Annotated in this window: 18 protein-coding genes; 1 reads left to right on the top strand and 17 read right to left on the bottom strand. The window is 40.2% G+C overall.

What is annotated here, in order from left to right:
* Positions 1–17 precede the first annotated feature (17 nt).
* The 4 genes from FL972_RS11620 to FL972_RS11605 all read right to left on the bottom strand — a co-directional run bounded on the left by FL972_RS11620 (position 18) and on the right by FL972_RS11605 (position 5,982).
* Positions 18–2,669 (bottom strand): restriction endonuclease, encoded by a 2,652-nt coding sequence (locus tag FL972_RS11620; protein WP_144605607.1) that lies wholly within the window; start codon positions 2,667–2,669, stop codon positions 18–20.
* Between the two features lie 82 nt (positions 2,670–2,751).
* Entirely contained in the window at positions 2,752–3,759 is a 1,008-nt protein-coding gene (locus FL972_RS11615) for a PDDEXK nuclease domain-containing protein (protein ID WP_144605605.1), read from the bottom strand.
* 4 nt (positions 3,760–3,763) lie between these two features.
* Positions 3,764–5,749: a site-specific DNA-methyltransferase gene (locus FL972_RS11610; protein ID WP_222116032.1), complete on the bottom strand. Its 1,986-nt coding sequence runs from the start codon at positions 5,747–5,749 to the stop codon at positions 3,764–3,766.
* Between the two features lie 23 nt (positions 5,750–5,772).
* Positions 5,773–5,982, bottom strand: a complete 210-nt coding sequence (locus FL972_RS11605; RefSeq protein ID WP_144605603.1) for a helix-turn-helix domain-containing protein — start codon at positions 5,980–5,982, stop codon at positions 5,773–5,775.
* A 238-nt stretch (positions 5,983–6,220) separates the two neighbouring features.
* Here FL972_RS11605 and FL972_RS11600 point away from each other — a divergent pair, with 238 nt between their 5' ends.
* Positions 6,221–6,988, top strand: a complete 768-nt coding sequence (locus tag FL972_RS11600) for a hypothetical protein (protein ID WP_144605601.1) — start codon at positions 6,221–6,223, stop codon at positions 6,986–6,988.
* A 205-nt stretch (positions 6,989–7,193) separates the two neighbouring features.
* On the opposite strand, the gene FL972_RS11595 is transcribed toward FL972_RS11600, so the two are convergent.
* From FL972_RS11595 to traK, 13 genes are all read right to left on the bottom strand, one after another.
* On the bottom strand, positions 7,194–9,674 hold the full coding sequence (locus tag FL972_RS11595; RefSeq protein ID WP_144605599.1) for a hypothetical protein: 2,481 nt from the start codon (positions 9,672–9,674) through the stop codon (positions 7,194–7,196).
* 149 nt (positions 9,675–9,823) lie between these two features.
* Positions 9,824–10,045 (bottom strand): hypothetical protein, encoded by a 222-nt coding sequence (locus tag FL972_RS11590; RefSeq protein ID WP_144605597.1) that lies wholly within the window; start codon positions 10,043–10,045, stop codon positions 9,824–9,826.
* A gap of 356 nt (positions 10,046–10,401) precedes the next feature.
* Positions 10,402–10,821 carry a 3-hydroxyacyl-ACP dehydratase FabZ family protein gene (locus FL972_RS11585; protein WP_144605595.1) on the bottom strand — a complete coding sequence of 140 codons (420 nt, stop codon included), beginning with the start codon at positions 10,819–10,821 and terminating at the stop codon, positions 10,402–10,404.
* Between the two features lie 91 nt (positions 10,822–10,912).
* Positions 10,913–11,407, bottom strand: coding sequence for a hypothetical protein (locus FL972_RS11580; protein ID WP_144605593.1), 495 nt, complete (start codon positions 11,405–11,407; stop codon positions 10,913–10,915).
* Positions 11,408–11,495: 88 nt separating this feature from the next.
* On the bottom strand, positions 11,496–12,245 hold the full coding sequence (locus FL972_RS11575; protein WP_144605592.1) for a hypothetical protein: 750 nt from the start codon (positions 12,243–12,245) through the stop codon (positions 11,496–11,498).
* A 39-nt stretch (positions 12,246–12,284) separates the two neighbouring features.
* Complete coding sequence (locus FL972_RS11570; RefSeq protein WP_144605590.1) at positions 12,285–12,956, bottom strand: hypothetical protein; 672 nt, start codon at positions 12,954–12,956, stop codon at positions 12,285–12,287.
* Positions 12,928–13,854 carry a DUF4099 domain-containing protein gene (locus tag FL972_RS11565; RefSeq protein ID WP_144605588.1) on the bottom strand — a complete coding sequence of 309 codons (927 nt, stop codon included), beginning with the start codon at positions 13,852–13,854 and terminating at the stop codon, positions 12,928–12,930. The genes FL972_RS11570 and FL972_RS11565 overlap by 29 nt, the downstream gene beginning before the upstream one ends.
* Positions 13,855–13,864: 10 nt before the next feature.
* On the bottom strand, positions 13,865–14,494 hold the full coding sequence (locus FL972_RS11560) for a M23 family metallopeptidase (RefSeq protein WP_144605587.1): 630 nt from the start codon (positions 14,492–14,494) through the stop codon (positions 13,865–13,867).
* Between the two features lie 12 nt (positions 14,495–14,506).
* Positions 14,507–16,498, bottom strand: coding sequence for a type IV secretory system conjugative DNA transfer family protein (locus FL972_RS11555; protein WP_144605585.1), 1,992 nt, complete (start codon positions 16,496–16,498; stop codon positions 14,507–14,509).
* A 32-nt stretch (positions 16,499–16,530) separates the two neighbouring features.
* Complete coding sequence (traN, locus tag FL972_RS11550) at positions 16,531–17,367, bottom strand: conjugative transposon protein TraN (protein ID WP_144605583.1); 837 nt, start codon at positions 17,365–17,367, stop codon at positions 16,531–16,533.
* A gap of 6 nt (positions 17,368–17,373) precedes the next feature.
* On the bottom strand, positions 17,374–18,597 hold the full coding sequence (traM, locus tag FL972_RS11545) for a conjugative transposon protein TraM (RefSeq protein ID WP_144605581.1): 1,224 nt from the start codon (positions 18,595–18,597) through the stop codon (positions 17,374–17,376).
* Positions 18,587–19,018, bottom strand: a complete 432-nt coding sequence (locus FL972_RS11540) for a hypothetical protein (protein WP_144605579.1) — start codon at positions 19,016–19,018, stop codon at positions 18,587–18,589. Before FL972_RS11540 ends, traM begins: the two co-directional genes overlap by 11 nt.
* Positions 18,996–19,604: a conjugative transposon protein TraK gene (gene traK / locus FL972_RS11535; protein ID WP_144605577.1), complete on the bottom strand. Its 609-nt coding sequence runs from the start codon at positions 19,602–19,604 to the stop codon at positions 18,996–18,998. The genes FL972_RS11540 and traK overlap by 23 nt, the downstream gene beginning before the upstream one ends.

Genomic DNA, 19,604 nt, shown 5'->3' with positions numbered 1-19,604 from the left:
TAAAATTCCGATTCAACCTAAACCAACTGCCCCACTTTACTCACCACCCTATATTCCAGATCCTCGAATTCCTCGAAATGGGCTTTACCACATTTGATTTTTAGCTGCTCATCAGGACTTAGTTTATACAGATCAACGACGGGTGTTCCGGTGTCTTTGGTCTCAGCAACGAAATAGACCTTTTCTTCATTTTCAAAAACTACCGCCCAATCCGGGTTGTAATTGCCAATTGGAGTTGGGATTTTGAACCAGTTGGGCAATTTGAAGTAGAACTTTACCTGCTCGCTGCTTTCACAATCTTGGGCAAACTGACTTTCCACGCAAGAATCCAACGGAATGTACTCCTCATAGATGGTTTTTGAGCTGTCCTTTACTTTGTAGGAAAAGGCATTCAAATAAATTTCCAGCTCCTGGGCCTCAAAAAGAGACATTTCATATTCTTTGGTACCGATTTTTTGGTATTTGATGCCATCAATCATCAAGTCATGCAATACTCTTTTGATAGCCTGAATAGCCAAATCCAAAAACAGCTGAGGATTGATCAATATATCTTCGATCCTTCCTGATTGCACCAAGATTTGCTCAATGGTACTTCTGGTCAATTCCGTCTTACTTTGGATGTATCCGAGGACATCCGGTATCTTCCAGGAATACCCTCCATAGGATTCCAGCTTATCACCTGCATATTCGGTATCTACTCCCGCTGTCCCCATAGTAACTCGGACTTTGGTGGACCGAATGGAGGGAGCATGAATTTTTGGAAGGTCTTTAATTTCCTTGGCAGCCTGACTCACCAGATCCTCGGTTTTGTAATCCACTTTGTAGGTGGTACGATCTTTCAGCTTTTCCCAGATTTCCAAAAAGGCCGGATCCGCTTCAAATCCCTTTCGGTATTTGATGGCAGTTCGGGCTTGTTTATTTTTCACTCTTCCGGCAAAAGTCACTCCGCAGTCCTCTTCAATTTCCTGTTGAAGGCTTTTTGCAAAATCTTCATAGGACTCATTCGCGATCACGGTTAGCCGATTGATATTGCGATCATAGGTCCGCTTGCCTTCCTGATCTACCGCAAGTCGGAGGCCCCTTCCGATTTCCTGCCGCTTTTTGATATCGGATTTGGTTTCATTTAAGGTGCAAATCTGAAACACATTTGGGTTGTCCCAGCCTTCCCTAAGGGCAGAGTGGGAAAAAATAAATCGGAGGGAATTGTCCAATCCCAACAATTTCTCCTTGTCTTTCATGATGAGACTGTAGGTGTCATCATCGGCTTTGGTTTCCCCTGAGGTATCCTTGAGTCGGCCTTTGGTATCCATTGAAAAGTAGCCGTTGTGAACTTCCTTCACCCGAAACTTGTCCAATTCTTTGAAGGCAGGCTTGGCCATAAACTCCTGATAGATTTCCTCAAACCAGAGCGCAAACTTCCCCGGCACAGGATTTCCTGAAGCATCGTACTGCCGATAATTGGCCACTTTATCGATAAAAAACAAGGAGAGTACTTTGATTCCGAGCTTATTCAGTTGTTTCTCCTTTTTCAGGTGTTCTTCTACTGTTTTCCGAATCTGAAACTTCATTACTTCCTCGGTCAAACCTCCCTGACTGTCCCCTTTGTACAGCATATTTCCGTTGGAAATCGTGATACAGCTATTTACTGCATCGATCTCTTCAATGATGTAGCCATCAGCATAGGCTTCCCGCTCGTTTGAAAGCGCATACAAATCATCTCCCACTTTTACCGTGACTGATTTCTTTTTGACACCATCTTTTTCATTGCTATTGATGGTGATTTTTGCAGTGACTTTGGTTTTCGTTGCGGTAACGGATTCCACCGAGACAAAAGCATCATTAAAAGCGTTCTCCTCCATGACAGAGTCCACCTCGATCTGCTTGACCAAACCCAAATCGTAGGCTTTGACCGGATTCAGACTGTAGCAAAGGTTGTATCGATTTCGGTGTGTGGCAGAATAGCGAAGGGTACACAATCCGTTCAGGTTTTCAATGGCTGCAATCCGCTTTTCCGTCTCCATGTTTTGCGGTTCATCCACGATAACCACCGGATGGGTTGACTGGATAAACTCAACCGGTTTCTGCCCATTCAGCTTGTCATTGGGCTTATTGATGATATTCTCATCTTTGGCAAAAGAATCAATATTGATCACCAAAACTTCGATGGTATTGGTCGTCGCAAAGCCTCTTAAAGAAGACACCTTGGAACTGTCGTACATCTGAAAGTTAAGCGGAGTATTATCGTAGAGTGTCTGAAAGTGCTCGTGGGTGATTTGCAGATTCTTTAAAACACCCTCCCTGATCGGGATAGATGGCACGACGATGACAAACTTCCTAAACCCATAAAGCCGATTCAATTCATAGATAGTCCGCAGATAGACATAGGTTTTTCCTGTGCCCGTTTCCATTTCTACCGAAAAATGCATCCCGTCCAGTTTTCCAGAAACAGGTAGTTCGTTGGAAAGTTGTACCTGCTTAAGGTTAGCCAGTATCTGCTCTTCAGAAAGCACCAGATTGTTGCTGACCCCGTTGATCAGGTTAAGAGTTCCTTCTTCGTTAAGGTTGAATTCTACCAATGAATCCTCCAGGGGTTGGCCTTCAAAAATATCAGTAATGGACTTGATGGCCTTTAGCTGATGGTCTAGGTTTGACTCAAAGGTTAACTTCATAAGATTATAATTTGCTTTTTTATGGCCATATGGAATGCCCCAAATCAATATTGTCTATTTTGATTTTTTTCCATTGGGCATTTCATTCTTCCAGGGACTTTAAATTTTCAATACGGGCTTTGGCTTCGATCAATGCTTGGTGAAGCTTTGCTTCTAATTCCTTTTTAGGTGGCAACTCTGTCATGTATTCCGCAACCATGATCCCATTTTTTCCCATTTCCAATAATTCGATCTGCTCGTGTTGTTTTTCAGCACAGAGGATCAATCCAATTGGACATTCTTCACCCGATTGCTTTTCATATCGATCCAACCATTTGAGGTATAGCTCCATTTGGCCTTTGTAAGCAGCTTTGAATTTGCCAAGCTTTAGTTCTATTGCAACAAGCCGCCGGAGTGGTCTATGATAAAACAGGAGATCCAGATAAAAATCCTCTCCGTCGATAATCATCCGTTTTTGACGCTCCACAAAGGCAAAGCCCTTGCCTAGTTCCAGGATGAATTCCTCTAATTTTCTCAGAATGGCCGATTCCAAATCGTTTTCCAAATGACCTTCTTTCAATCCCAGAAAATCCAAAAAATAGGGATCCTTAAAGGAATTCTGTACTTCTTTTGGAGTTTGGATCAACTGGCCTTTGGCGATTTCTTTTCGCTCGAAAGCTTTTCGCTCGATCTGTCGGCGCATTTCTCGTTTGCTCCAAGTTTCTTCAGCAGCTCTTTGTGCATAAAAGGTTCTCGCCTCCGCAGATTTGACAGATAGGAGCTCGACAAAATGTGACCAGCTCAATTGTGTCGCCAGTGGCGACACAATCTTAAAATCCGGAAAAAGCTCGGCAAATTGCATCATCCTCCTGAGATTCCGCTGCTCAAAACTCTTCCCGTAAAGCGCGACCAACTCATCAGAAAGCGCTGAAATAATCCCTTTTCCATATTCAGCTCGCTGATCCTCCAAGACATGGCTGTTGATTCTAAAGCCCACTTGCCAATAGACCAGGGTAATGACTCCATTTACTTGGGATACTGCCCGCTTCTTTCCTTGGTCGATGATCTCAGCCAATTCTTTGATCAAATGACTTTCTGATGGAATTTCCATAGGATCAAATCGTCTTGAATTCTACCCCAGCATCCCGCATTTGCAGGACAGTATTGGTTTTCAGTTGATCATTGTCTTTAAAAATCCGATCCAACGCGATGACTTTAGCAGGATTGGCATGGATTATCTCTTTGAGTGTGTCTTCTGAAATCTTATCCAAGATTAGCACCAACTCTTTCTCATTGATCCAAAAGGCATCTGATTTCTTCTCGATCCGACTATTGAGATCTTTCCCGCTTTTCAGCAGCAGCTCATAGACCATGCTTTCGGCTGTGGCGGACTCGGCCACTGGATCTACAAAGAGTTTGATTTGCTCTGCCAGCGCCTGCGCATCATGCCCGGAAATCTGCTTCCATTGCTTAAAGTTACTGTCATTAAGCTTCACCACCTTGAAACCCAAGTCCTGGGATTGGAGATTGGAAATTTGGGATTTGAGATTTTCTATATCCTCTTTTGTTTCTTGCGTGGGTAGTTCTCCCTCCAGTTTTTTGACCTTATCTGCAAGTGCCTTAATCTCCTGATCAATCTCGCTTTTGATTTTCTTCCCCGCCCTTCGGATTCGTTCTTTCGAGATATCTGCGATGGTTTTATATCCTGCCTTAAAAGCCTCGCTTTTCTCTTCACAAAGCTCCGGAAGCTGGACACAGATATATTTTCGGTTGCGTCCCTCTTCTTTATTTAATTCCATTATTGCATGGGCAGTACTGGAACTCCCAGCAAAAAAATCTAAAACAATATCCTCTTGAAAACTTGGAGAGCCTATAGTGATCAAGTTTCTCAGTAAAGATTGAGGCTTTGGAAACGAAAAAACCTTTTCTCCATCAAACAGATCCCTTACAGTCATGGATCCTTCAGATGTTGCGTTAACATCCTTCAAAAGAGTCCTGAAAGGTTTGAATCGAGCTTCTTCAGATCGAATTTTTTCGTATGCGATGTAAGAACCATCATCTCTTCGAACAAATTCAACATTTCTCTCTCGAACAAACTTCATCATGTTTTCCTTACCAAACCTCCAGCAACCTTCTGTTCCATCATTCTTTATTGGATATACATCTTCACAATTTGGCCCCGGGATAGGAAACCACATTGTAGGTCTATCAACTCTTCTTGAATTTGAACCCCATTTATTCAACTCTCTACCACGCCTATATGAACCGAATTCATCTTTTTTATCAAGAGGTTCTGGAATAATTTCAATCATCCCAATTTTTAAAAAATTCATGTTTTTTGAATAGCACAAAACATATTCATGATCTTGAACAACTGTTGTAGAATCACTTCCTCCCCCTTTTTTTGATTGCCAAATAAATTGTCCAATAAAATTCTCCTCCCCAAAAACCTCATTCATTAATAGCCTGAGATTGTGAACTTCATTGTCATCGATGGAGACAAAAATCACCCCATCTTGTCGAAGCAGATTCTTAGCCAAGTAGAGCCTGGGCATCATCATATTGAGCCAGTTGCTGTGATATTGGCCGTTTTCTTTGCTGTTCTTTTTAAATAGGCCATCCTTGGTCATATAGCCTTCCTCGTCCTTGTCACCTACCCGCTTTTCATAGTCGGCTTTGGTTTCTGAAAACTTATCCGGATAGATAAATGAGTCATTACCAGTATTATAGGGCGGATCAATGTAGATCATCTTCACCTTTCCGAAGTAGCTCTTTTGAAGGACTTTGAGTGCTTCCAGGTTTTCCCCCTCAATAAAAATATTTTGAGTTTCGTCAAAGTTGACACTTTCCTCTCTAGCCGGAACCAGCGTTTTAGAAGAAGGCACCTGCAGGACTTTAAAGGCGTCGCTCTTTCCTGCCCAATTGAGAACATAGCGCTCATTTGAGAAATTGATATTTTCCCCGAGTGTTGCTTTTAGCTTTTCCCAATCAATTTGATTTTCGGTAAAAACCTCCGGAAGTACTTCCCGAAGTGCTTTCAATTTTTCTTCCGTAGGGGAAAGGCTCATTCCATCTAGTTCTTGCATCGTAGGTTCGGACATTCGTCTTTTATTTTTTGCTGTATTTATTGGGATTGTTTTTCGGGATTTTGATCCACCAGAAGATCTTTGGCATTCACCTGCAGGATTTTGGCAATCTCAAAAAGCACTTCCAGGCGGGGCTGTTGCCTGTTTTGCACGTAGCTATTGACCATGTTGTAGCTTTTGCCCAACTGCTCCGCGAGCCAAGTCTGGGTAATCCCCTTTTGCTCAAGCACTTCTTTGATTCTGTTCATTCCCGAAATAAGACCGAAACTGAAAATAGAAAAATAAATGGATTATCTCATTTTTTGAGATAAGACAATTTGCAAAATCTTTCCATTCTATTTGATCATAAATTAGGTATTGAAAAACATGATTCAATTCCAGCCAGAAGAAATGACAAATAGTGTCAACTATTAAAAGTACAAAAGGTCTGAGATGAAGGAAATAATCTAATTTTAATCAATCTGAAATTCTAATGCCACCACCTCAATGACGAGAATAATTTGTGATACCATGATCTGGTATGGTCTGAGTAAAAACCAACTTCAGATTCCCGACCCAAGTAAATATACGCTAGTTTGTACTTATTTATCGCTGATGGAATTGGCATTTTCGCCGAATAATCTGAACAAATTATCTGAGGTCCAAGCGGCGATACATAAGATTTTTAGCCTTAAACCAGAAATAATTTTACAATACCCTTGGGATCATGCTCAATCACTAATTGTCGAGAATTTTGAAAGAGAGTTTGAAATAGAATCTAATTTGACTTTTGCGTTTCTAAGAGTACTTCTTAACCATCCGAAAGAAGGATTGGTATCCAATAGTTTTAAAGAAGAGCTTGAGAAGATCTCCTCAATTCGAAAGAAAAACTTTGATGGATGGGCTGATTTTTTGAATGACCTCAATAATCTTGAAAATGATATAAAAAGAGCCCTTGTAAAATATTCAGGTAGGGACCTGGATTTATTTGATTTTAAAAAGTGGTTTCTTCACAAATTAAACGAAAGGGAAATCAATCAATACTCCATTGACACCATCCCATGGGAGCAGTTTGAATTTTACACCACTGTAGGTGCAACATATTTGAGAAAAATGATGGTTTCATGGATGAAGGCAGAAGGGAATGATGAAAATGATATGAGCAATATGATCTATGTCCAGCCTGGGGATAAATATTGGACACTTGAAAAAAAGTGGATGAACCTAGCTAGAGAGGCAAAAATGAATGGATACCTATATGAGCCAAATGGCTAAAGGTCGAATTCGAATAGAATATTTTTTGTCGAATCCCATTTTTGAAACTGACAGACTTTCTTGCCGTTGTGAATAATATTCGACAAAACAAGGTTATATAAGAAAATATATTGACAACAATAAAAGAAAAAAATTCTAGAAAAGCATTCAAAAAATGATGATACTGGAATAAATAATAAATCAATTATTTTATTTAATGAAATAGTCAAAGCTTGAAGAACGGATTTCCATAGAGATGCATACAAGCCCAAGCTGCGGGGGTTAGGTATTTTTCATGAACAATTTTATTTGCATGAAAAATAGCGTTGCTGATTTCATTTCCTTTTTCCAATTCTTCTAAAAAGACTGGTAACCAAATTGGAGGAACATTTATATGCAAAGACCAAAAGGGAGCTATAACTGCCTCATATCCATTTACTAAATACCTTTTTACAATAGTTGAAATTTCGTTTCTAAAAAAGTGTTCCGTTGCTGATCCTGAATGACAGACCAAAAGAATTAGAATTTTCCCGCTTCCTAAAATTCCATCCAGATTATGGACAACACTTGAATCATTTGGGTATATAAATTCATTTGATGAAATATTTATATCACCGTGTGAAGACACTATATTTATGGTCGAATCAAGAGGCGAACCCCCTACTATAGAAGTCGTTTTTCTTATGTCATATTTTTCAATAGTATCCAATAAAAATTCATAAAGCATATTAATTGTAAGATCCCCACCTTCTATTGGAATATAAATTGCCTTATCAAAATTTCGACTTTCAATTTCAGAATGAATTCTCTTGTTCAACCATTCCAAGGATAAAATATTTGTTATACTTCCTTGAAGACCTAAGAGACCCTCTGAACCCATAAGCAAGTTATGAGGAAAATCACTAATAGCCATATCCTTAATTAATAAAACCTTTTTAACCTTCGATAACATATTTAATTTTGGAAACTTCAAATTTTGAATGAACCTAGAGGACTCTTGCTCGTAGTCTTCAGCAAACATGTTCCTTATTTGACCTCCTTTATCCTTTATCGTAGTATCAAACTTAAATTGAACCAATTCTTCATTCTTCCACTTCCTAAATTCATCAGGATTCCAATCAGGAAATTGGCCATAGTGTAAAACGCTTTTTTTATTGTAAATTAGATAGAATAGTTTTTCTTCTGAATTAATTAAAAAAATCACAAAATCAAAATCCATTATTGGAAGTTTTTCAAGGACTCCAAGCTGATTATTATAAATTTCATAGAAAGATTCATGGGAATATTCCGTAAGGTCAAGCTGCTCAAATTCAGAACTTGATTTGTTAACAAAATTTATACTGAAATCGGACTTCACTATCATCGCTATAAGAATTGATTCAAAATCCATTTTCGCAAAACTGTCTGCTATTATTCTACTAGCAATCTTTAAAGCCATTTCATTATCATAAACAAAATCAGCTTTGTTCTTGGTCTTTGTGAGCTTTAACAGAGATTCCTTTAATTGCACATTAAGCCCATCCGAATTTCCAAAAATTATATTTTTCCATTTTGTAATAAGGCCCGACGGAACAACACTTTCAAACAACGGTATGTATGAAAAAAGACTTGAATTTGAGTATTGAAAAGAATCATCAATTCTACTCAAATTATACAGCAAAATAAGCCATGGAATGCAGCCATTAGTCCCTTCCTTTAGGATTGACTCTCTTTCTATATTAATATAATCTTCTAAAGCCGATTTTAGACTAGGTTCATTTATCATAAGTCTACAATTGAAGTAGCTATTATCTAATGCATGCTTATCATAGTCAGAAAGTACTATTGATTTTGGCTTTCGATCATAAATACGAATTGCTAAAGGGTATAAATGACAATTTCTAAACATTTTAAGGGATTGCCAAATAATTTCGAATTGAAACTTATCACTTGGCAAAGCCTCTAATTGGATCACACTCTTCAAGCATAAATTCCCATACATTAAGGCAGCTTGAACGTTTCCTTGATTTGAGTAAACTCTAAAACAGATAAAATATCCGTAAAAAGAGAAATTATCTTTGATCGACGAAATCAAAATCTCCTCACAAAGATTTCTTGAGTCTTGATGGTATTCTGAAGTAAATAGCCTATCGAAAAACATGTTTGTTAAAAAATAGAAAAGCTCAGGCTCACGAATACGTAGGCACAACCCCCTTAGAAAAGCAAAATCAAACACTGTAGAATCAATGAGCTTCATATCCCAATGAAAATTTTCCACAGTATCATTCTGAAATTTGTCAATCATTAGACTAACAATTTCTCTTATTTCAAAATCAGAAAACCCATCAGTTTTAACAGAAAAATCTGATATTCTAATAATTTGAACATCCTCCATACTACGCTCCACAATACGCTTGACATTTTTTATTGCGGAATCTGATGGAATTATTTTTACAATATTTTGGTCGAAGGTACCTTTTACCGGGAGGTTTATTACCTGATCATAGAGGGCAACGTAAATAGAAGCAGAGACACCAAGTGCATAATTAAAATACGTTTCAAGGCTATCTAAAAACCTAGAAGAATTTTTGCGATAAGACTCATAATCTTCAATCCAATTATCTAAAATCTCATGATAGACTAAGACGATTTTTTCTTCGTTGGTATCAGATTTATTCGCAGTGTCGTGAAGCATCAAATCACGAAACTTTTCATATAATTCGGCCATCTATTTTTTTTTAACGATCTACTCCCATTTCTTAAGCCATGAAAATTTCTAGGTTGTAATTGATGCAAAATAATCATTTGGGAGACAAACTTTGGCAGTACCAACCGAAAATAGTCTTAAAGATCAAAAAAAGCCCGAAAGCGCTTTTTTTAAGATTCTTCAGAATCCGGGTCTTTGACGGAAACGTAGACCGTGTGGGTTTTGCCGTACTGATCAGGCTCTTTTAGCTTGGCGACATTGAACTTGACGAAGGTTTCTCCTTCATATTCAAAGGTGTGGTTTTGAAGCTCAGCCATATTCAGGCTCACTTCCACAATTTCCATGTTTTCGACTTGCTTTCCTTTACCGATGTACTTTTTTGAGAATGCCATAGTATTTTGGTTTTAGTTAAAATTTATGCAGGTCATTTAGGATGGCCGGGAAAGTGAGAAAAAATTAGAATTTAAAAACTGGGAGGCAGTCCGTAGGAAACCCTGTTTTTAGGAAATTCTGCTGAAAGCCTCAGTTTTTTGAAACTGACAGGCCGTCAGACCTTTGTGCATACAATTGGATAAAACCGGAATTTGGGATTCAATCACATCACATGAAAATTAAAAATGAATGGGACAGAAAAGGGGAAGAAAAAAACAATTTCAAATAGGATTCAGAGATCCACCATGAGCACAGGAATTAAAAGCTATTAAAAATAGTATCCTTAAGCTCTAACCCATCCCGTTAAGAAAACTGATCAATTTGCCAACTTAGCACAAACCCAAGAAGCCTCAGCAACTTTTTCCCCATTAGAATAAGCAATTCCAGATTGTTTTATTAAACGGTCACTTACTCTTAAATTATTAATTACATATTTCACCTTTTCGTCATAATTAACCCCTTTGTAAAATCGGACTTCCTGAAGACTTACTAACGCAAAAAAACCATTGGTTAAGCCCAATATTTTTATTCCAGCTCCCCCACATTGTGCCATAGATTCTATTAAAATCATTCCAGGAATAAAACCAGACTCAGGAAAGCTCCCTTTTACAAATTCGTCACCAATCGATCTAAATGTTTTAAACCCAACTATTTCTTCAACAGATGTACTTTCAATAGAATCTACAAACAGAAATGGGTAACGGTGTGGAATTAGTGATTCAATCTGATTTTCCATTTTTACTGTATTGATCTGATTTACATTTTTAAGTAAGTTAATAATTTTGAAAGTAAAGAAACCTTTTAATTAATAGTCCTCTTTTAGTAAATTATTCAATCGAAATCTCCTCCGCCAATGGAACCGAAGTCTCCCCAGGTGCCACAGCCTCATAGCTGAACTCTTTAAAAACCGAACCATTGGCCAAAATTCTAACTTCCGCCGAAAGAGGCTGAAAAGAAACATCTGTTTCTCCTCCCAAATGGACGGCATTGAAGACAAAGCCTAGGCTATGGATCGGGGCTGAAGAAGTGGCTGAAATGGTTGGGACTTCTGGCTCAAAAGAAAGAGTGTAGGTATTTCCTTGTTCGATCACTTGGGTCCAGTTGAGCTCATTCGGCTGATCCAATACCGGAGTAACAAAGGTAGAGGTACCGCTCAGCATACTGTGAACCGAAAAGGTCACCAAATAGTCGGTGTAATTCCCCTCCAATTCTACCTCAATGGTGACATTTTTCTCAACCAATTTAGGCCCCTCATCCTCCGAAGAACAGCTAAAAGAAAAAATGGTAATTGCGATTAAAAACAGATAATTCAGATTTCTCATGGATTAAAATGGTTTAGTTTAAAGATTTGGAATAGTTAAATGTAAAAGACTGGATATGAATAAAATAAATGATTTGGTAGACCTAAATTCACCTACCCATTTCTTGCGTCTGAGTAGGTAAAACGTCCAATTTGTTGAAATTCATGTCATAAAACTGGATTTTCTTCGATTCCGGATCCGCTTCGATAAATACGGATTGACCATTTTCCAAAGTGGCTTTTTGGGTATTACCCCGTCCTAAGCTGGAAAGTAGCAATTCCTTTTCCTGAAAATTTTCAAGCTCCTTGATCGGGAATCTGCTCAGTTCAGTTTCTAGGTGGAATCCATGATCAGGATAGAACTTTTTGTAGGAGAAAGTCCCCTGCTCATTCCGCTTTTCAAAATCCAGTTTGATCCAGATGGAATCAATCTTTTCTCCTGAGCCTTCCTTCATCTGACCGACTTCTCCCGAAGCCAATAACCCATTATCCATTTGCCTATTTAGAATAGCTTTTTTATGGATAGATGCCCCTCTGAGCAGATTATAGGCTTCCTTTGCCGTCACGTCATTCCCCTTTCCATACGAAAATGTGCTTTGGATCTGTTCGTTGAGGGTGACTTTTACGCTATCCAAAGAATAATTAAAAGGCTTCGAAGATCTCGAAAAATTCAGCTCATAATTAACCTTGTCCTTTCCCTGGCTTCCATCTTTCTGCTTGGCATCAAATTCAGCTGAAACTCCGATTTTAAAGAACTCCTGTCGCTCAGAAACTTTAGCTTCCAGGGCAGCATTTAACGAAGTGCCAAAACCAAGGAATTTCAGGTTCTTTTTAAGGAATTCAAGATTATTATTCTCCATAATTTTGAGTGACAAGCGTTTCAATATAGCAAAACCATATTAAATGGGACTTTTCCAATGTAGTTGATTTAGCTGATAAAAGGACTCAACTCCCTTTTGCTTAGGCTTAAATGTGCGGACAGTTTGAATGATCGCTTGCGAGATGCAGTAGGTTCGAAGTGAAAAGGTAAAAATCGATTCCTTCGAGACTTTATTCCTCTTTTGATTTTTCAGCTGAACCCAATCATCAGACAAATAATACTGGCAGTCCCGATCATAAACTAAATCCTGAACCTTACAATCCATCACCCTTCCCAAAATCGAGGTGCTAAAAACGGTATTGAACTTGGCTTTCTTTGAGACTTTCTTGAGCGCTTGGGTTAACAAGCTAAAGTCAAACTCAGCCCCGATGATCAGGAAGCCAGCTTCATCAAAGGAGATTCTGGCTTTGAATTGATTGACAAAGCAGATCAGGGAAGCATAGGAGTCTGAGACAAAAATTGCCCGAGAATCTTCTGAAAGGTTGAGTGTAGAAATCCCTCTTGAAGCCTGTTTATTCCGGTAAAGGCTCAGGATTTCAGCATCCACTTTCCTGCCTTGCTCATCAAAGAAATCAAAAACGATCTGGCCCGTTTGATCCTGATGGGCAAACTTGGAAAACAGGCCTTGAATAGCCTTATCCACTCCCTTATAACTCAAAATATCAAAGGTCTCTGTCAAAGCCATTGTCATGTTCGAAGCGTTTTCTTGGGTTCTTTCCCTCTTCCGTATCGATGCTGTTTAGCCGTTTGATGGCATTGATATCAAAGTCGTCCCTAACCGATTTTGGGAGTGAGGAATCAGCTGAAATTTTGGAATATTCCTCCTTGATGTTGTTCAAATCCCGGATTGCATCTCTGTCATTTGGATTTTTAGAAATCCGTCGCTCCGTCTGCTTTTGTACCTCCTTGATGGCCTGAAGGTATCCTTCGCTATAGGCTTTATCCTCCTTGCTTTGCTTTCCGAGCAATTTCTGAACACCGGTAATCAATAAGTAGGATACCCCTCCATCCAGCAAAACTGAAAGGACTAAGCCGGATTTATTTGATCTGAGGCCCTTTGGAGCAGATGGCGAAAGTTGAAAAGCTGTCCCATCTGCCAACAGCACCGTTTCCCCTTCCTTGTATTTCTTCTTTTGCTGTGGATCGAGTTCTTGCCCATTGACTGATTGAGGGGCTTTGATGTCACGGGGATTGTAGGAAAGAAATTGTTTGGTTTGCTGATCGTACTCGATGATTTCGGTCTGAATGTTCCCTTCTTTATCCACATAGCTTTTCTTGATGTTGGCCAATTCATTTCGAACCAGCAGATTCCGCTCATTGTCATTCAAATTGGGATGTGAGTTTGGTTCCCTATAAACCGGATCAATCCGCAAGGCGGGATTACCATCTTCCCCCCTTACTATGGAAAGTCTTGCCGGTAATTTTTCGATGAAAATATCCTTCCCTTTCAGGTCGGTCAATTCCACGATATCGGTCATTCCGCCATTCTTCAGGGCGTTGACATCTTTTTGAGGAATGGTAAATTTTCCGTTTTTGATGACTCCGAAAATCTCCAAATCCTTCATCGGTAATACATTTTGATTTGCCATGTTGCTTACTTTATGGTTTTGATAAATAAGTGATTGCCTCTTCTTTGGTCGATAGCCTTGAGATCAATTGAATGAATAAGATTGGATTGACATATTCCCTTCCCTTTTTGATACTCAAATGCAGATGATCGCCAGTAGCTCTTCCCGTACTTCCCGAAATCCCTAGGATTGTGCCTGGTAAGACACGCTCTCCCTTTGCTACAAAGGATTGAGAAAGGTGACCGTAAATCGATTCATAGTTGCCGTGTTGAACCTTGACAAAAATTCCCAAAAACGGATCATTGCCTACTGACAATACAGTTCCATGGAGCATAGAAAGCACTTTTGAACGGTTGGTTTTAAGATCGATTCCCCGATGAAATTTCGTTTCTCCGGAAAATGGATCGGATCGGTAGCCAAACCCTGAAGTCAGAAAAAAATCCTCCAAGGGAAGGGATGCCAACAATAGCTCCTCCCCATGTTCCAAGGCTAGTTCCTGTTGGGACAAAGGAGGAATTTCAGACACTTTCGCTTCTTGCTTGAATTCAAAAGACTTGATCACGTTCACTGAAGTCATTTCCTTTCGAAATTCAATGGAATTGAATTGAGGAAATGCCTGGTGAGCAAATAGAAGAAGTATGATCGATAGGTTCCTTTGCATGATTCCAATGATTTAATCTATCACTGCCATTTCCCTGTGCTTTTCAATAATCTCAGTAACCTGTCGGTGGATTTTCTCAAAGTGCTTGGTCAGGATCTCTTCCTTTTTTCCTTTGAAATCATAGAATTTCGGAGTGGTTCTATAGGAGTTTTCTTCCTGCCTGATCTCCCTCATATCCAAATTGACCCGGCAATGGACGTTTGAGGTTTTGTATTTTCCGTCAAACTGAGTTCCTTCTGTGGCGATAATTCCCGCTATTTCCCCGGTGTGCATGGATGCAATTTTGCCCGCAGGAATCAGTGGATCATATCGCTCACTATACGAAATCGAAGTTTTATCCCGATCAATCGAAACGCTTTGCCCCAGCTGCTTTCGCTTTCCAAACATCATCTCCAACCAGGACAGCGTGTCCTTATGGCGAACGGAACCACAAAGGACATTTCCGATCACCGAGGTCATGGTCGAAGCCGTATCTTTTCCCTGAAGCTGGTTTAACTGGGGCAGTTCCTGAAGACCTAGCAAAACCGCCACTTTATTACTTCGGGCTGTAGAAATCAGGTTCTCGATTTTGTGGATGTAAAAAGTCGGCGCTTCATCCGCTATCAAAGCGGTTGGCAAATTCCCTTTGGTATTGATCAATCGGGTCAGCCGGTTAATGATCACCGAATAACAGGTGCCTGTGATGCTCTGCGTTTCGGTACTGTTGGCAAGGACTAGAATGGAGGGGCTATTTGGATCCGAGATTTTGAGGTCGAAATCATCCCCACTGAAAACCCAAGCTGTTTCTTTGGTATTCAGTCTGGAAAGGAAAATCTTCAAGGTACCAACCTGCCCTTCCAACTGTCTGTAAACCTTCTTTTCAAAAGCACTTCGAAAAGGAGATACCATGGATCTGAGTTCGGGATATTTGGTCAGACAGTTGAAAATATCCTCATAGTCTCTGTTGAGAAAATCCAGCACATGGGCGAATGTGGAATATTTGCCTTCCTCGTATCGAGATACAAAAAAGATACAGGCGGAGAGAAAGTTGATGGCCGATTGCTCGAAAAACTTATCTGCTCCTCCTGTGGAATCGGATTTTTGAAGGGATTGAAAAATCGCTTCTGCGGTTTCCGAAGCATTGGCCACCGTCTTCAAATACCTTCTGTTGATCGGATTGATCCTTCTGGAATATTCTACCTCGTCCAGATTGATCACATGGAATTTGAAATTTGGGTTTTTCTTTTTGTCCTGAGCTTTGAGATAGTGGAAGTAGGCAATTTGAGCCAAATCAGGAAACTTAAAATCGTAAAGGCACATGGTGAATCCCTTCCCAATCATCTGTCGGATAAAGGGATTGATAACCCCAAATGACTTTCCCGAACCTGGGGTTCCGATCACAAAAGTCCCTCTGAATGGATTGACCAAGTTGATCCATCCTTTTCGGACTTTTCCCCTGAAATAGAACTTCATGGGAATGTTGACTGAATAGGGATTTTCGTTTTTTTTGATGTCTTGCATGAAAGATTCTCCTTCGATATTCCATTCATCTTTTCCCAGCCCAGATTTGATCAATTTCGAGACATTGTCCAAGGAGGTATGGATCAAAACAGAACCTATAAATAATGACAGGCTATACCCCAGGTCTTGAATGGAAGTGAGGTCAAAGACCAAAAATGAATCTTCCAGCGTGTAGAGATAGATCGATCCAAAGAACAAAATCAGGCCGATTGCCAAGGGAAAAATGATCTGATTCCTCGGGTTTAAATCCAGGTTCTTTCTGGCGACAGTCCCGATTGCTGAAAGGCAAATCGCTATCAAAATGGCCACTTTGCCAAGAAGCACGTTGCTGTAAATCTTCAGGTTTTGCAGCTTTTCAAATAGAGGAAAAAGAAATCTTCCTACCCCATCCATGGCCAAAAACTGTGGGGCATAGACAAACATCAGAATGTCCAGAAACACCATCAGGTAAACAATGAATTGAAAGGTCGCGTGAAGGCTTTTTAATTCTCTTTTTTCATTCATGGCAAAGGCTCAGTTGAAGGGAAAAATCATTTTTAAAGTGTGTCTGCCGCCAAAAGGTCCGCGTACTTGATCTCCAAGGAGAGCGTTCTTCCACTGATTTGGGATTCGGAAAGCTCGATGGTGAAAACCTTTGAATTGGGGAAGGTGAACTTTTTGAACACGTAGATATTGCGGTATTTCTTCTCAAAGCTCTCCGGAGTAAAAAGCTGGTATTCAGGCTCTATCTCAATGGATTGGACATTGGTTGCTTTGACAATTCGTTTGTCCTCGATCTTAAACCTCAACTGGTCCAGGTCAAATTTGAGATTGGTCTTGTTGATAAAGGAGATGTCCAAAAAGATGTAATCGTCCACCGTGTAGATACTGTTCACCTGACCGGAAACCCCATACTGACTACTTTTGGTGATCTTGTCCTTCTTCTTCTCTTTGAATGCTTCTATGGAGAAATACCGAAGCTCTTGGTCGCTCATGGGGATTTTACCGACCTCCAAGGGATTGGTATTGATCGGAAGAATTTCGATTTGAGTCTTGAGCTGCCGCTCATCATGGGCATACCATAAATCGTACTGAGCGATGAACTTCTGCCCGATAATGGTAACTACGCCCAAAGACTTATTGTATCCATTGAGGTTGGAAACACTGTCCCGGATGGCTTTTACCCGAAAAACACTCTCCAAAGGAATATCCCCGATCATATTATCGGTCGAGATATCCACATATTGAATGGGTTCGGGAGAAAGAAAGTGTAACGAGATTTCCTCGTCGATATAGATCTTGGGAAGTTGGCTTTTCAGCAGCGTTCCGTTTTGCTGGGCATAGCCCGAAATGGATATCGCCCAAAGGATTAAGGTTATAATCTTTTGTCTCATGGTAAGTCAGTTTTGATTTTGGATCATTTTTCCGTCTTCCTGCAATTCGTGGGTATCGATCAGATAGACAGAGGTTCCATACTTGATATTGGCCTTGTTCTTTTTGATGGATTTGGAAACGGCTTGGGATGTTGAGGTGAACATTCGTTGGAGCGCAGACATATACAGTTGACTCAATTCGTCTGAGTTTGGCTGCATGGTCAGATTCATTCCCCCGGTGGTATTTCCTCCGAGTTCTTTGGAGAATTCCCGAAAGGCACTGGCCGGGACATACAGACCCTCCATCCCATCAACGTCATAGATGGAGAGTTTAATCGGGAAGATTCGATCATTGATCATGACCGAAGAAATGGTCAGTTTCACCCGCTGCGCTTCATATCCGGAAATCAAGGCATAGAGATAAGTGCCTCTGCCCACAATGGCATTTCCGATCAGGATATCATCTAAAAGTCGGATTCTCAATCTAGCTCCTAGGGTACCACTCTTGATATCCTGGTCAATGATTGCCTCGATGAACTTTCCTTTTTTTTCTCTAGTGACGGTATTGAATAAGGTTGCGGCCCCCTCTGACTTCTGGACTCGATAAACCACGTTTTCGGTCTCATTTGCTACGGGTTGACTCTCCTTTTCTTTTTGCTGTAGCTCTCGATAATTTGGATCATTCGCTTTGGAGATGGAGTCTATTACCGCCATTTGAGCTTTGAATAGCTCCATGGGATCTTCGTATCGGTTGACGGGAACTTGGGTCTTTTTTCCTTCCAGCTGATTGATGGCATTCAGCAATTCTTCATCTTCCTTGGAAAAGCTTTGCTGTCTGGAATGTTGTGGCAAAACAGTTGGAATTGGATTCCCTGCATCGGGTTTTTCCGAGTACAGACCTGCGCTTTTTAAAGCGTTATCTATGGAATCCAGCAGCCTTTTTTCTTCCTCGTTATACAGCGTTTTAATTTGGCTGGATTCTTCTACCTCGAGCTCCAAGCCTTTGATAGCCGTGTATCCATCATTTGCCCTTTTATAGGTTTCCCTGGAAGCATCCAATTTGGAATCAAGCGGTTTTTTCTGGATCTGTTCCGATACCTTGCCAATCTCGGATTGGATTCCACTAAGCCCCTGAACAGGCTCAGCCGGACCGTCTTTGCTGAAGGATTTATAGCCGTAAAACAGCAAGCACAAAAACGGGAGCATGATAATCGGCAGGATGTATTTGGGTTGTTTGAAGTCAATTTTCATGGGAGTGGTTGTTAAAGTATTGCAGTTGCTCAATTGCTTTTTCCAGATAGGCTGAATCGGTCTTTGAAATGGAATCCTGAGCGATAATCCGTTCTATTTCAGACTTTAACTCTGCCATTTTCGCAGCCCTTAGTGTCAAATCCTGTAAGGCTGAAAATTCATTTGAAAGCTCCCTCGGGATGACCTTTAGCTCCTTTTTGAAATTTTCAGCCTGATTCTCAGGGGAAGGTTTCAGCACAAAAAAGGTCAGGATGAAAGATGCTACGATAAGAAGGAGCATGACACAAAAAATAATTTTGGCATATCGATCCATCAACCCTTTCAAATGGCCGTTTACTCCTGCCAAGTGAGGATAAAGCTCATTTTTCAGCTCTTGGAATAGGGTAGTTTCCCGATCCTTAGAAGGTGTTTTTCGAAACATTGCTCAGATCTTTATTTTCAATGGTTTTCCAATTCGTGATCAATACTCCGTGGCTGTTATTTTCACTTCTCGGGATATCGATCAATTCACCTTCAGTGATGATCGATCGGGTGATTGTGGCACTTCTTCGATCTATCTTTTGCTTACCGTAATACCGGAATCTATTCTGATCCAGGACAATGGAATCCGTCTGGATGGAAAGCACAGAACTTGAAGAAAGAATGGAATTGAAGTAGCCCTTTTCTTTCAGGTTATTGTATTGGCCGACTCCTGTCTCATCCACGAAATACATGGCCCTGCTCATCTGATATTCGATGTGCTTATCATCGGGAGTCAGGTTGAAAAAAAGGCTATGGAATAAGTCCACGGCTGCTTTGTACTCAGCTGGCCTATTCATTTGCATATTGGCCTGCTTGGCCAAAATGGGAATATCATTATCCAGGATATAAATGGACTGCCTAGCATTGGCTACCTGTTTATAAGCGTAAACCGAAACAAATCCACAGATAATGATTGAGGTAAGCAGGCTTCCCAAGGAAAGAACCGTAGCCAATCTGATTTTCGACTCAATATTTTGGATGATCAT

It is taken from the genome of Algoriphagus algorifonticola, from assembly GCF_007655305.1.
In the GTDB taxonomy this organism is placed as follows: Bacteria; Bacteroidota; Bacteroidia; order Cytophagales; family Cyclobacteriaceae; genus Algoriphagus; species Algoriphagus algorifonticola.
The sequence above is the reverse complement of the archived record's forward strand: the minus strand, read 5'-3'. Positions and strand labels throughout refer to the sequence as shown.